Origin of the sequence: Thauera sp. (genome assembly GCF_034003485.1) — a bacterium.
Lineage (GTDB): Bacteria > Pseudomonadota > Gammaproteobacteria > Burkholderiales > Rhodocyclaceae > Thauera.
Genome location: NZ_JAVEYL010000009.1, coordinates 17,563 through 31,306, shown reverse-complemented (window position 1 = coordinate 31,306; position 13,744 = coordinate 17,563). Strand labels below are relative to the sequence as shown.

Below are 13,744 nucleotides of genomic sequence, written 5' to 3'. Positions count from 1 at the left end.
ATGCCCAGCCCCGTGCGTGCCTTCGTCGCCTTCGGTGCCAACCTCGGCGATCCGACCGCCGCCTTCGCGCTTGCGCTCGAGCGCCTCGACGCCCTGCCCGGCACGCGCGTGGCGGCGCAGTCCGCGCTGTACCGCAGCGCGCCGGTCGGTGTCGGCGCGCAACCCGACTACATCAACGCCGTCATCGCACTCGACACCGCGCTCGCCGCCCGCCCACTGCTCGACGCCCTGCTCGCCATCGAGCACGAAGGTGGACGTACGCGCAACTTCCACATGGCCCCGCGCACGATGGACCTCGACCTGCTACTCCATGGCGACAGCATCATCGACGAACCCGGCCTGCAGGTCCCGCACCCGCGCATGCATCTGCGCGCCTTCACCCTGCAGCCGCTGGCCGAGATCGCACCCGACACGGTGATTCCCGGTATTGGTACGGTCGCCGCGCTGCTGCCGACGGTTGCTGACCAGGCGATCAGCAGGATGATCCCGGCCGCGCCCGGAGACTCCCGCGGCTGAGCCACCGGCGCGCCCCTGGACCAGACACCGCGATTCCAACGCACCACGCTCACCATGCCCGCCTGGCTCCAGTCCGCCACCAGCACCTTCGCCGCCAATCCGGTCTGGCTGCAGACCACGCTCCTGCTGACGGCCTCGAACGTGTTCATGACCTTCGCGTGGTACGGGCACCTCAAGAACATGCAGGGCAAGGCCTGGTATGTGGCCGCGCTGGTGAGTTGGGGGATCGCACTTTTTGAGTACCTGCTGCAGGTGCCGGCGAACCGCATCGGCGCCACGGCCTTGAGCCTGGCCCAGCTCAAGATCATGCAGGAGGTGATCACCCTGCTGGTGTTCGTGCCCTTCGTCGTGCTGTACATGAAGCAGCCGATCAAGCTTGACTATCTGTGGGCCGCCTTGTGTATGCTCGGTGCGGTCTATTTCATCTTCCGCAGCTAGCGCGGAGCAGCAAACCCGGGGGCAGCCACGCATGCTGGACAAGGCAAATTACATCGTCGTGGAGGGCCCGATCGGCGCGGGCAAGACCTCGCTCGCAAAGCGCCTGGCCGAACGCCTGCAGGCCGACACGCTGTTCGAGCAGGCGGAGTCCAACCCCTTCCTCACCCGCTTCTACCAGCACCCCGAGCGCTGGGCGATGGCGACCCAGATGTCCTTCCTGTTCCAGCGCATCGACCAGCTCGCGGGGCTGGGCACGGTGGGCGAAGGCCGCCGTGTGGTTTCCGATTTCCTGTTCGACAAGGACCGCCTGTTCGCCGAGCAGAACCTCTCCGATGACGAGCTCGCACTCTACCGCCGCATCCACGACAGCGTTCGCCCGACGGCCACGCACAGCCCCGACCTGGTTATCTACCTGCAGGCCAAGCCCGACACGCTGATGGAGCGCATCCGCAAGCGCGGGCTCGAGGCCGAGCGCCGCATCACCGAGCTCTACCTGCAGCAGGTCGCCGACCGCTACACCCGCTACTTTTACCAGTACGACGCCGCTCCGCTCTTCATTGTCGACGCTGGACAGCTCAACCCGGTAGACCGTGACGAGGATTTCGAGCTGCTGCTCGAGCGCCTGCGCGACATGCGCAGCTACCGCGAATTCTTCGGTTATGCCGGGTAAACCCGGTCCGGAGCCCCACTAATTTGGGGGAAACAGGCTTGTGCAACGCACCAGTTTGGTAAACACTGCGCCCTCCCTTCAGGAGCGATGAATGAGCTATCTCCAGGATCAGAAGCCCGTCAATCTCTTCGAGCTCGGCAAGATGCGCGCCGAGGGCCGCAAGATCGCCATGCTGACCGCCTACGACGCCAGCTTTGCCGCCCTGCTCGGCCGCGCTGGTGTCGACTCGATTCTCATCGGCGATTCGCTCGGCAACGTGCTGCAAGGCCAGAAATCGACGCTGCCGGTCACGCTCGAGCACATGGCCTACCACACCGAATGCGTGGCGCGCGCCAACGCCCGTCCGTTCATCGTCACCGACATGCCCTTCGGCACTTACCACGAGAGCCGCGAACAGGCGATGCGCAACGCTGCGCGCCTGATGGCGGCCGGTGCGCAGATGGTCAAGCTCGAGGGCGGCGAGTTCATGGCCGAGACCGTGCGCTTCCTCGTCGAGCGCGGCGTACCGGTGTGCGCGCACATCGGGCTCACGCCCCAGGCCGTGCATCAGCTCGGCGGCTATCGCGTTCAAGGCCGCAGCGAAGCAGGTGCGGCACGGCTCAAGGCCGACGCACACGCCCTCGAGCAAGCCGGCGCCGCGCTGATGGTCATGGAGATGGTTCCCGCTACGCTCGCCGCCGACATCACTGCCAGCCTGAAGAACATGGCCACCATTGGCATCGGCGCCGGCCCCGATTGCGACGGCCAGGTGCTGGTGCTGCACGACCTGATCGGCGTCTTCCCCGGCAAGACCGCGCGCTTCGTGCGCAACTTCATGGACGGCGCCGCAAGCATCGAAGAGGCCGTGGCGCGCTATGCCGCTGCGGTGAAGGACGGCAGCTTCCCCGCCGCGGAGCACTGCTACTGACTCCCCGGCCCAGCAGCCAGTCCCTTCGTACCTGACGACTACCTACACCATGCAGATCCACGACACCATCGACAGCCTGCGCGCAGCCCGCGAGCGCAGCGGCAAGGTTGCCTTCGTGCCCACCATGGGCAATCTTCACGAAGGCCACATCGCACTGATGCGCCAGGCCGGAGAGCATGCCGACTGCGTGATCGCCAGCATCTTCGTCAATCGTCTGCAGTTTGGCGCTGGCGAGGACTTCGATCGCTACCCGCGCACCTTCGCCGCCGACTGCGAGAAGCTGCAGGCGGCCGGTGTGGCGCATCTGTTCGCGCCCGACGAGAGCGTGATGTACCCGCAGCCGCAGCGCTACCACGTCGATCCGGCGCCGGCCCAGGTTTCGATCCTCGAGGGTGAGTTCCGTGCCGGTCATTTCCGTGGCGTGGCGACGGTGGTGATGAAGCTGCTCAACATCGTCCAGCCCGACATCGCGCTGTTCGGCAAGAAGGACTACCAGCAACTGATGGTGCTGTCGAACATGGTGCGCGAGATGGCGATGCCGATTGAAGTGCTGCCGGGCGAGACCGTGCGCGCCGCGGATGGCCTGGCGCTGTCCTCACGCAACGGCTACCTGAGCGCGGACGAGCGCGCGCGTGCCCCCCTGCTCTATCGCCTGCTCAACCGCATCCGCGACGCGGTTCGCGCCGGCGACCATGACCTGCTCAAGCTCGAGACCGACGCCATGGCCGAGCTCACCGCCGCCGGCTGGGAGCCCGACTACGTCGCGGTGCGCCGCCGCGCCGACCTGCAGCCGCCGGTACACATGGACGATCCACTGGTGGTGCTGGCCGCAGCCAGGCTCGGCCGCACCCGCCTGATCGACAACCTCGAAATCTGAGGCGGGGCTGGTCAGGGTACGCCCACCCTTGCATCCGCACGCGCTTCTGGTTAAAAACCGAATACTCGACAATAAATAGCCGCCCGCTCGCTGCGGCGCGCATTTCAACAACGAAGGGGGAGTACGACAATGATGACGACCGTGAAGCAGATCCTCGACCAGAAGGGCAGCGCTTTCCACGCGGTGCGCCCGACCGACTCGGTCTTCGACGCGCTTTCGCTGATGGCCCAGTTCGACATCGGCTGCGTTCTGGTCACCGAAAGCGACAAGCTCGTGGGCATCTTCACCGAGCGCGACTATGCCCGCAAAGTGGTTCTGAAGGGCTTGGGGTCGCGCGACGTCAAGGTCGGCGACCTGATGACGCACAAACCCTACACGGTAGGCCTTTCGGGCACCGCCGATGATGTGATGGCCACCATGACCGCCAAGCGCTTCCGCCACATTCCGGTGGTCGAGGGTGGCAAGGTGCTCGGCATCGTCACCATCGGCGACATGGTCAAGTCGATCGTCAATCAGCACGAGAAGACGATCAAGCAGCTCGAAAGCTACATCGCAGGCGATCTCGCGGCCGAGTGAGCGCCCGCCCGCCAGGTGCGGGCCGCGGTCACATGCGCCAACGAAAACGCCGGGTGACGACGACAGGGTCGGCCCGGCGTTTCTGCGTTAACCGTCTTCCCCCGGCATGACCTCGGCCGTGAGGGCGCAACTTGATTCCGGCAAGCGCATCCCTCGGCGTGGGAGCGGATCCGCCCGCTCCCACGACCGTCCCGCTCAAGCCTCTGTCTGCTTCAGCGCCTTGCCGATGATCTCCGCAACATCGGGCGACAGTCCCTCGGCGCGGAGCACACGCTCGAGCTGCGGGCGGATGCTGGCCTGCAGCGCCGGCGTGAAGCGGCGCCAGTTCTCCAGCGCGCGCGCCATGCGTGCGGCGACCTGCGGATTACGCGCATCGAGCGCGATCACCTGCTCGGCCCAGAAAGCATGCCCGCTGCCGTCGGCGGCGTGGAACTCGCCCGGGTTGGCGCGGAAGAAGGTGCCGAGCAGCGCATAGACCTTGTTCGGGTTCGACAGGCTGAAGGCAGGGTCGCTCAGCAGTACCTGAACCCGCGCCAGCGCGGGTTCGCCGTCCGCACCCCACATCCAGGCGCCGGCCTGCAGCGCGAACCACTTGTCGAGCACCAGGGCGTCGTCGTGGTAACGGTCGTGGAAGGCCTGCAACGCGGCAGCGCGCGCCGGGCTGGCGCTCTGCACCAGCGCCGCGAGCGCGCCGAAGCGTTCGGTCATGTTGGTGGCCGCGGCAAAGCGCGCCTCGGCGCGCTGCAGGCCATCGGCGTCGCCCACCGCGGCGAGGAAACGCAGCGCCAGATTGGCGAGCGCACGACGGCCTGCATCGCCCGGGTGGTAGCGGTACTCGCCGGGCACCTGCATCGCGTCGAACACGCGCAGCCAGTCGGCGGCGAGCGTGCCTCCGAGCGCACGCATCAGGCGGATCAGCGCGCGGCGCAGCGCGCCTGGATCGGCAAGGGACATGCGTTCGAGCAGATAGGCCTCGCCCGGCAGCGCGAGCGCCTGGGCGCGGAAGGCAGGATCGAGCGCGGCGTCGTTGAGCAGCGTGCGGAAGGCGGCAACGAAATCCTCGGGCACCGCAGCGGCCGGGTCTGCGGCGAGCGCGAGCGCGACGCGCTCGGCGTAGCGCTGCGCAGCGTCCCAGCGGTTGAAGGGGTCGGCGTCGTGCGCCATGCGGAAGGCCAGGCGCGCATCGTCCTCGTCGAGCTCCAGGATCACCGGCGCCGAGAAGCCGCGCAGCAGCGAGGGCACCGGCTCTTCAGCGAGGCCGACGAAGCGGAAGGTCTGCGTGTCCTCGACCAGCCGGAGCACGCGGGTGGTGGCGCCGGGCTGCGACTCGCCTTCTAGCTGCAGCGGGCAATCCCGCCCGTTCGGGCCGATCAGGCCCACCGCGACCGGAATCACCAGCGCCAGCTTGGCGTGCTGGCCGGGCGTGGCCGGCGTCGATTGCGCCAGCGTCAGCGTGTAGCTGCCGTCGGCCGCGTTCCAATGCCCGCTCGCCTGCACCCGCGGCGTGCCGGCCTGCTCGTACCAGCGCATGAACTGGTCGAGGTCGAAGCCGTTGTTGGCCTCGGACATCACCTCGACGAACTCGTCGCAGGTCACCGCCTGGCCGTCGTGGTAACTGAAGTACAGGTCCATGCCGTTGCGGAAGCCCTCCTGCCCGAGCAGGGTGTGCAGCATGCGGATGACCTCGGCGCCCTTCTCGTACACCGTCGCGGTGTAGAAGTTGTTGATCTCCTGGTAGCTGTCGGGGCGGATCGGGTGCGCCATCGGCCCGGCATCTTCGGGGAACTGCGCGGCGCGCAGCACACGCACGTCGTCGATGCGCTTGACCGCGCGCGCCGAGGCCGCGCCCTCGGGGCCTGCGGCACGGGCGAGCATGTCGGCGGAGAACTGCTGGTCGCGGAAGACGGTGAGGCCTTCCTTGAGGGTGAGCTGGAACCAGTCGCGGCAGGTGACGCGGTTGCCGGTCCAGTTGTGGAAGTACTCGTGCGCGACCACGCTCTCCACGTTCTCGTAGTCGAGGTCGGTGGCGGTGTCGGGCTTGGCGAGGATGAACTTGGTGTTGAAGATGTTCAGGCCCTTGTTCTCCATCGCCCCCATGTTGAAGTCGGCCACGGCGACGATCATGAAGCGGTCGAGGTCGAGCTCCAGGCCGAAGGTCTCCTCGTCCCAGCGCATCGAATGCACCAGCGAATCCATCGCGTGCTCGACGCGGTCGAGGTTGCCTTCCTCCACCCACACCTGCAGCAGCACCTCGCGGCCCGACATCGTGGTGACGGTGCGCTCGAGCGCGACCAGCTTCGCCGCGACCAGCGCGAAGAGATACGAGGGCTTGGGGAAAGGGTCCTCCCACTTGGCGTAATGGCGGCCTCCCGGCAGCACGCCCTGGTCGACCAGGTTGCCGTTGGAGAGCAGCACCGGGCAGGCCTCGCGGTCGGCTTCCAGCGTGACGGTGAAGCGCGCCATCACATCGGGGCGGTCCGGGAAGCAGGTGATGCGGCGAAACCCCTCGGCCTCGCACTGGGTGAAGAAACCGCCATTCGACAGGTAGAGGCCCGACAGCGTGGTGTTGGCGCGCGGGTCGATGCGGGTGACGACCTCGACCGTCACCACATCGCCGCTCGCGTCGATCTCGAGTACGCCCTCGGTCTCGCGCATCGCCGCGGGCGCCGCGCCATCGACGCTCAGCGACACGCGCTCGAGCGCTTCGCTCCACAGCCGGATCGGCCCCTCGCCCGCGCCCCGGTTGCGCACGCAGCGCATGCGGTTGGTGACGAGCGTGGCATCGGCGTCGAGGCGGAAGTGCAGGTCGACGGTGTCTACCGTCCACGGCAGCGGCTGGTAGTCGGCGCGCTGGATTGTCGGGGCGTGTTCAGTTCTCATTCTTTCTCCATCTGTGCCAGATCGGCGCAACAAGGGCGCGAGTGTACGCCGCCTCAGGCGCCAGCGCGATCAGCCACGAGCACGTCGCCAGAGGACTGGGTGAGGATGTGATTGGTGACGCTGCCGAGCAGCATTTCGCCGATCAGTCCCTGGCCGCGCTTGCCGATCACGATCAGGTCGCAGTCCTGAGCCTGTTCATGCTCGAGCACCTGGGTCGTCGCTTCGCCATGGACCACGATACGGCGCACGCGGTTCTCGTCTGCCCCCGCCTCGGCGACGAGTTCGTTCATCTTCGCCGTGGCTTCACGGCGCGAATTGACGCGCAGGCTGGACAGCGCATTTTCCTCGACGCCGGCATAGCGCAGCTTGCCCTCGAACGGCACCTCGAAGGCGTGCAGCAGCACGTATTCCGCCTGCGGCGCGACGCGCTGGGCAAGCCGCAGCGCCTCGCGCGAGCGCGGCGAGAAGTCCACCGGTACCAGCACCCGCCGGTAGGGCTCGTGCGCCATCTGCTTGACCACCAGCAGCGAGCGCGTGGTCTTGCGCAGCACACGCTCGGTCGTCGAACCGATCAGCAGTTCGCGGATGAATCCCGCGCCGCGCGCGCCCATCACCAGCAGGTCGGCATCGATCGCATCGGCGTGGCTGTCAATCTCGGCCAGCACATTGCCCACTACCAGATGCAGCTCGGGCTGCACACCGTGACGCGCCGCGAGCTCGGCGGCGAGCGCCGTCACCTCACCGCGCATCTCGTCGAGCAGCTTCTGCTGCAGGTCCGCCGAGCCCGGATCGATCAGATGGCGCAGCGCATCCAGCGCACCGACATTCACCACATGCTGCAGCGAAAGCCGCGCCCCGAGTTCGGCGGCGACGAGCGCGGCGCGTACCACGGCATGACGGGCAAGCGGCGAAAGATCGGTGGCGGCAAGAATGCTGCGGATGGGGGTCATCGTTCAGGCTCCTTGACAGGCGTTACCGGCACGGAAGGCGCGACGTCATCGCGCCGATGCACGTCCTCGAAGGCGATCTCGGCGGCGAAGCTGCGCGCGGCGTAATCTGCGGCGTCGTTGAAGGGGTTGAGCACGCGCTCGACGCCGGCCGCGCCGAGCGCCTCGGCATGCAGGTCGTCGCGCACCACGCCCGCAATGCGTCCCTCGAAGCCGGCCTCCTTGAGCGCACTCAGGAACGCACGGTTGGACTCCCACTGCGGGAAGGTCGTGATCGCCCAGCGCGCGTGGGGGAGCGGCAGCGACTCGAGAAAGTGCGGATCCTCGCCGTCGCCGTAGCGCACCGGCTGGCGCAGCTTGTGCAGCTCGCGAATGGTTTCGGGGTCGAAGTCCACGCCCAGCACCTCGATGCCCGCGCTGCGCAGTTGGCGCATCAGCCGCGCGCCGTAGCGGCCGAGGCCGAAGATGATGATGTCGGGCTGGCCGGCCGGGCGCCCCTGGCGCTCAACCGCAAGCTCGCGAAACGGCCGTTTGCGCTCGAATACGCCCAGCAGCGGCGCCAGGCTGTCGTAGAGCGGCTGCGAGAACAGGATCATGTAGGTCGACATCATGATCGTCACCAGCCCGACCAGCGTGGTCAGTCCGAGCGCCTCGACCCCGACATGGCCGAGCGTGATGCCCATGGCGACGAACACGATCGAGAATTCGCTGATCTGCGCCACGGTGAGCCCGGCGAGAAAACCGGTGCGCTTGCGATAGCCCATGTAGCCCATGATCGCCATCACGATCAGCGGGTTACCGATGAGCACGAACACTGACAGAACCACCGCAGGCCAGATCTCGTCACCGAGGGTGGAGAATTCGAGCTTGGCGCCGAGATCGATGAAGAAGAACAAAAGCATGAAGTCGCGGATACCGGTCAGGCGCGCGTTCATCGCCTCGCGATAGCTCGTCGAGGCGAGCGAAAAGCCCGCCATGAAGGCCCCCGCCTCCTTGCTGAATCCGGCCCACTCGCCAAGCGCAGCGAGCCCGGTACCCCAGGCGATCGCGAAGATCAGCAGCAGCTCCTGCGAACGCGCCATGGCCCCGACCAGGCGCGGCAACACGGAGCGCATCAGCACGTACATCAGCGCCGCTGCAGCCAGCAGGCGCAGCGCCAATGAACCGGCGACCTCCACGATCGCGGCCTCGCCCGCACCGCGCAGCGCGCTCATCGCCATCATCGCAAGCACCACGGCGACGTCCTGCACGATCAGGAACCCCACCGCGATGCGCCCGTGCAGCGAGTCGAGCTCGCGCTTGTCCGACAGCAGCTTGACCACGATGATGGTGCTCGAGAAGGTCAGCGCCACCGCGACGTAGAGCGCCTCCATCATGCTCTTGCCCATCAGCAGGATGAGCCCGAAGCCGAACACGATGGTGAAGCCGAGCTGGCCGAGGCCGGTGGCGAGCGCGACCGGGCCGATATGGCGGATGTGATGCAGGTCGAGCTTGAGGCCGACGACGAAGAGCAGCACGGTGACGCCGATCTCGGCCAGCAACGCGACCTGGTCGTGGGCCTTGACGATGCCGAACACGGCAGGGCCCACCAGGATGCCGACGACGATGTAGGCGATCAGCACCGGCTGGCGCAGGCGCACCGCGATCGCGCCAGCAATCGCCGAAATGATCAGCAGCAGCGCGAACTCGGCATACGGTCCGTGGGCCAGCATGTCGGCCATCGACTTCTCCTGATCACGAGGTGAAAGGACGTCGGACGAGATTCGCCGCCAGCTTGGGCTACCCGGTGCCCGGCTGAGTGCGAATCAACGCAATATTGGACCGAATGTTAATGGATTACGCCGAGGCTGGGGCTGGCCTGGGACGGGTCGTCGCTTCAATGCTTCGGCGCCGCCGCCAGCAGCACGATGCAGGTTCCCGCGAGACGATCGTGCAGAAACTGGCGGTCACGGTCGACCAGCGCCCACAGCAGGCCGAAGCCACCCAGGAGCACCGAGGGCCAGGCCAGCGCATAACGCAGCCAGCTGCGCCCGCGGCCGGCAATCCGTCCGTCGGACGCATCGACGATCTTCAGGCGCCAGGTCTGCATCGCCAGGGTCTGCCCCCCACGCTGCCAGAACCAGACGAAGTAGACACCCAGCACCGCGAACACATGGAGCCACAGCAACCAGCCCGGCGGCGTGAAGCTGGCGACGGCACCCAGAATCAGATAGGGCACGAGGAAGGTCAGCGCCAGGACACCGAGCAACAACATCGATTCGTAAAGCATCGAGGCCAGGCGCCGGCGCAAGCCTGCGAGTTCGGCGACCGGTCGCGCTGCAGCGGCTTCGGTCGGCGAGGACGTTGAACTGGAATCGGGCCGTGCTTGCCGAGCCGTGCCGGCCCTGCTCGTCCTGCGGGTCATGAAGTTTTCCGGAAAAGATGCGTGCGACTCGCACGACGGGATGCAGCCTTGACCAAAACATCGGCCGCCGGTAACGTTATGCGTTTATTCAAACCCCTAAAGACGAGCGAGTACGCGATGGTGCTGTCCGGAGCCGAAATTGTAATCAGGTGCCTTCAGGAAGAAAAGGTCGAGTACGTCTTCGGTTACCCCGGCGGCGCGGTCCTCTTTCTCTACGATGCACTGTTCCAGCAGGACCAGGTTCGGCACGTGCTGGTGCGCCACGAGCAGGCAGCGGTCCATGCCGCCGACGGCTTCGCACGCAGTACCGAAAAGGTCGGCGTCGCACTGGTGACCTCCGGTCCGGGCGCGACCAACGCCGTCACCGGCATCGCCACCGCCTACTGCGATTCGATCCCGATGGTGATCATCTCCGGCCAGGTGCCCACCGCGGCCATCGGCCAGGATGCCTTCCAGGAAGTCGACACCGTGGGCATCACCCGCCCCTGCGTGAAGCACAACTTCCTCGTCAAGGACGTGCGCGACATCGCCGTGACGATGAAGAAGGCCTTCTACCTCGCCCGTACCGGCCGCCCTGGCCCGGTGCTGGTCGACATCCCGAAGGACGTGTCGATGCATCGCTGCGAGTTCGAGTATCCGAAAGAGATCTCGATGCGCTCGTACAACCCGGTGGTCAAGGGCCACTCGGGGCAGATCAAGAAGGCGGTGCAGCTGCTGCTCGAAGCCAAGCGCCCGATGATCTACACCGGCGGCGGCGTCGTGCTGTCGAACGCGGCGGCGCAGATCACCAAGCTCACGCGCCTGCTCGGCTACCCGATCACCAACACCCTGATGGGCCTAGGCGGCTACCCCTTCAGCGACCGCCAGTACCTGGGCATGCCCGGCATGCACGGCACCTTCGAAGCCAACATGGCGATGCACTACTCCGACGTGCTGCTCGCCGTGGGCGCCCGCTTCGACGACCGCGTGATCGGCAACCCGGCGCACTTCGCCGAGGAGCCGCGCAAGATCATCCACATCGACATCGACCCGTCCTCCATCTCCAAGCGCGTGAAGGTGGACGTGCCCATCGTCGGCGACGTCAAGGAAGTGCTCGACGAGATGATCCGCCAGCTCGAATCCGGCGAGGCACGCCCCAACCCCGAGGCGCTGGCCGCGTGGTGGAAGCAGGTCGAGGAGTGGCGCAGCCGCAGGTGCATGGTCTACAAGAACTCGGACGAGATCATCAAGCCGCAGTTCGTCGTGCAGAAGCTGTGGGAAGTCACCGGCGGCGACGCCATCATCACCTCCGACGTCGGCCAGCATCAGATGTGGGCGGCGCAATACTACGGCTTCGACAAGCCGCGGCGCTGGCTCAACTCCGGTGGTCTGGGCACGATGGGCGTGGGCATGCCCTATGCGATGGGCGCCAAGCTCGCCAATCCCGACATGCAGGTGGCGTGCGTGACCGGCGAGGCCTCGATCCAGATGAACATCCAGGAACTGTCGACGTGCAAGCAGTTCCGCCTGCCGATCAAGATCTGCAACCTCAACAACCGCTACCTGGGCATGGTGCGCCAGTGGCAGGAGCTCTTCCACGGCGGCCGCTACTCCGAGTCCTACATGGATTCGCTGCCCGACTTCGCCAAGCTGGCCGAGTCCTACGGCCATGTCGGCATTCGTATCGACAAGCCCGCCGACGTCGAAGGTGCGCTGCGCGAGGCCTTCACCACCCACAAGGACGAGCTCGTGTTCCTCGACTTCCAGGTCGACCAGACCGAGAACGTCTATCCGATGGTGCAGGGCGGAAAGGGTCTCACCGAGATGATCCTGTCGGCCGAAGACCTCTGATCGCCTCCCACCGAATCCGGAACACAACACCATGCGTCACGTCATCTCCCTCCTGATCGAAAACGAATCCGGCGCGCTGTCGCGCGTGTCCGGCCTGTTCTCGGCCCGCGGCTACAACATCGAATCGCTGACCGTGGCGCCGACCGAAGACTTCTCGATGTCGCGGATGACCATCGTCACCTCCGGCTCGGATGACATCATCGAGCAGATCACCAAGCAGCTGAACAAGCTGATCGAGGTGGTCAAGGTGGTCGACATCTCCGAAGCTGCGCACATCGAACGCGAACTGATGCTGGTCAAGGTCCGTGCCACCGGCAAGGATCGCGAGGAGATCAAGCGCACCGCCGACATCTTCCGCGCCCGCATCATCGACGTCACCGACGCGTCCTACGTCGTCGAGCTGACCGGCAACCAGGGCAAGCTGGACGCCTTCATCGGCGCCCTCGACCCCGCCCTGATCCTCGAAACCGTACGCTCCGGCGTCTGCGGCGTCGGCCGCGGCGACCGCGTGCTCAAGGTCTGAAGCTCCAGGGTCTGAAGCCCACCCTCCCCCGCTCCACATCCCGATCCAAAGGAAAGACATGAAGGTTTACTACGACAAGGACGCCGACCTCTCGCTGATCAAGGGCAAGCAGGTCACCATCGTCGGCTACGGCTCCCAAGGCCACGCCCACGCCCAGAACCTGCGCGACTCCGGCGTGAACGTCACCGTCGGCCTGCGCAAGGACGGTAGCTCGTGGTCGAAGGCCGAGGCCGCCGGCCTGGCCGTCAAGGAAATCGGCGAAGCCGTCAAGGCTGCCGACGTCGTCATGATCCTGCTGCCGGACGAGACCGCGCCGCAGGTCTATCGCGACGACATCGAGCCGAACATCAAGAAGGGCGCCGTGCTCGCCTTCGCGCACGGCTTCAACGTGCACTACAACCAGATCGTGCCGCGCGCCGACCTCGACGTGATCATGGTCGCCCCCAAGGGCCCCGGCCACACCGTGCGCTCGGAGTACCTGCGCGGAGGCGGCGTGCCGACCCTGATCGCGATCTACCAGGACTGCTCGGGCAAGGCCAAGGACATCGCCCTGTCGTACTCGGCTGCCAACGGCGGCACCAAGGGCGGCGTGATCGAGACCAACTTCCGCGAAGAGACCGAGACCGACCTCTTCGGCGAGCAGGCCGTGCTGTGCGGCGGCGCGGTCGAGCTGGTGAAGATGGGCTTCGAGACCCTGGTCGAAGCCGGCTACGCGCCCGAGATGGCCTACTTCGAGTGCCTGCACGAGCTCAAGCTGATCGTCGACCTGATGTACGAGGGCGGCATCGCCAACATGAACTACTCGATCTCGAACAACGCCGAGTACGGCGAGTACGTGACCGGCCCCGAAGTCATCAACGAGCAGTCGCGCGCCGCCATGCGCAATGCGCTCAAGCGCATCCAGACCGGCGAGTACGCCAAGATGTTCATCCTCGAGGGCAAGACCAACTACCCGAGCATGACCGCCTACCGCCGCCTGAACGCCGACCACCAGATCGAGAAGGTCGGTGGCCAGCTGCGCGACATGATGCCGTGGATCAAGGCCAAGGCCCTGGTCGACAAGTCGAAGAACTGATCGACCGCGGCTTGTGCTCCAAGGCCGGCCCCGCATCCGCGGCGCCGGCTTTTTTGCGCCTCGCACACGCGTGTTCCGCGCGCGCCCGGGAATCCGCCGCA

At 66.4% G+C, this 13,744-nt stretch carries 13 protein-coding genes; 9 read left to right on the top strand and 4 right to left on the bottom strand.

The features are described from left to right. From folK to RBT54_RS06605, 6 genes are all read left to right on the top strand, one after another. Positions 1-516, top strand: a complete 516-nt coding sequence (gene folK, locus RBT54_RS06630) for a 2-amino-4-hydroxy-6-hydroxymethyldihydropteridine diphosphokinase (RefSeq protein ID WP_320365395.1) — start codon at positions 1-3, stop codon at positions 514-516. 54 nt (positions 517-570) lie between these two features. Beyond that, positions 571-954 carry a DMT family protein gene (locus tag RBT54_RS06625; protein WP_320365393.1) on the top strand — a complete coding sequence of 128 codons (384 nt, stop codon included), beginning with the start codon at positions 571-573 and terminating at the stop codon, positions 952-954. 31 nt (positions 955-985) lie between these two features. Further along, complete coding sequence (locus RBT54_RS06620) at positions 986-1,624, top strand: deoxynucleoside kinase (RefSeq protein WP_320365391.1); 639 nt, start codon at positions 986-988, stop codon at positions 1,622-1,624. Positions 1,625-1,715: 91 nt separating this feature from the next. After that, positions 1,716-2,531 (top strand): 3-methyl-2-oxobutanoate hydroxymethyltransferase, encoded by an 816-nt coding sequence (gene panB, locus RBT54_RS06615; protein ID WP_320365390.1) that lies wholly within the window; start codon positions 1,716-1,718, stop codon positions 2,529-2,531. A gap of 49 nt (positions 2,532-2,580) precedes the next feature. Further along, the gene (panC, locus tag RBT54_RS06610) at positions 2,581-3,408 is read left to right on the top strand and encodes a pantoate--beta-alanine ligase (protein ID WP_320365388.1); all 828 of its coding nucleotides are present in this window, start codon (positions 2,581-2,583) and stop codon (positions 3,406-3,408) included. Between the two features lie 129 nt (positions 3,409-3,537). Then, a complete protein-coding gene (locus tag RBT54_RS06605; RefSeq protein WP_320365386.1) occupies positions 3,538-3,984 on the top strand; it encodes a CBS domain-containing protein in 447 nt (148 codons plus the stop codon). A gap of 195 nt (positions 3,985-4,179) precedes the next feature. Here RBT54_RS06605 and pepN read toward each other — a convergent pair whose 3' ends face one another. From pepN to RBT54_RS06585, 4 genes are all read right to left on the bottom strand, one after another. Beyond that, positions 4,180-6,864: an aminopeptidase N gene (gene pepN, locus RBT54_RS06600; protein ID WP_320365384.1), complete on the bottom strand. Its 2,685-nt coding sequence runs from the start codon at positions 6,862-6,864 to the stop codon at positions 4,180-4,182. Positions 6,865-6,917: 53 nt separating this feature from the next. Beyond that, complete coding sequence (locus RBT54_RS06595) at positions 6,918-7,814, bottom strand: universal stress protein (RefSeq protein ID WP_320365383.1); 897 nt, start codon at positions 7,812-7,814, stop codon at positions 6,918-6,920. Further along, the gene (locus RBT54_RS06590) at positions 7,811-9,532 is read right to left on the bottom strand and encodes a cation:proton antiporter family protein (RefSeq protein ID WP_320365381.1); all 1,722 of its coding nucleotides are present in this window, start codon (positions 9,530-9,532) and stop codon (positions 7,811-7,813) included. The genes RBT54_RS06595 and RBT54_RS06590 overlap by 4 nt, the downstream gene beginning before the upstream one ends. A gap of 155 nt (positions 9,533-9,687) precedes the next feature. Further along, positions 9,688-10,215, bottom strand: coding sequence for an RDD family protein (locus RBT54_RS06585; RefSeq protein WP_320365379.1), 528 nt, complete (start codon positions 10,213-10,215; stop codon positions 9,688-9,690). Between the two features lie 117 nt (positions 10,216-10,332). Here RBT54_RS06585 and RBT54_RS06580 point away from each other — a divergent pair, with 117 nt between their 5' ends. The 3 genes from RBT54_RS06580 to ilvC are packed head-to-tail and all read left to right on the top strand — an operon-like array spanning position 10,333 to position 13,643. Further along, on the top strand, positions 10,333-12,045 hold the full coding sequence (locus RBT54_RS06580) for an acetolactate synthase 3 catalytic subunit (RefSeq protein ID WP_320365377.1): 1,713 nt from the start codon (positions 10,333-10,335) through the stop codon (positions 12,043-12,045). Positions 12,046-12,076: 31 nt separating this feature from the next. Then, positions 12,077-12,568, top strand: coding sequence for an acetolactate synthase small subunit (gene ilvN, locus RBT54_RS06575; protein WP_320365375.1), 492 nt, complete (start codon positions 12,077-12,079; stop codon positions 12,566-12,568). 58 nt (positions 12,569-12,626) lie between these two features. After that, positions 12,627-13,643, top strand: coding sequence for a ketol-acid reductoisomerase (gene ilvC, locus RBT54_RS06570; RefSeq protein ID WP_320365373.1), 1,017 nt, complete (start codon positions 12,627-12,629; stop codon positions 13,641-13,643). The last annotated feature ends 101 nt before the right edge of the window (positions 13,644-13,744 follow it).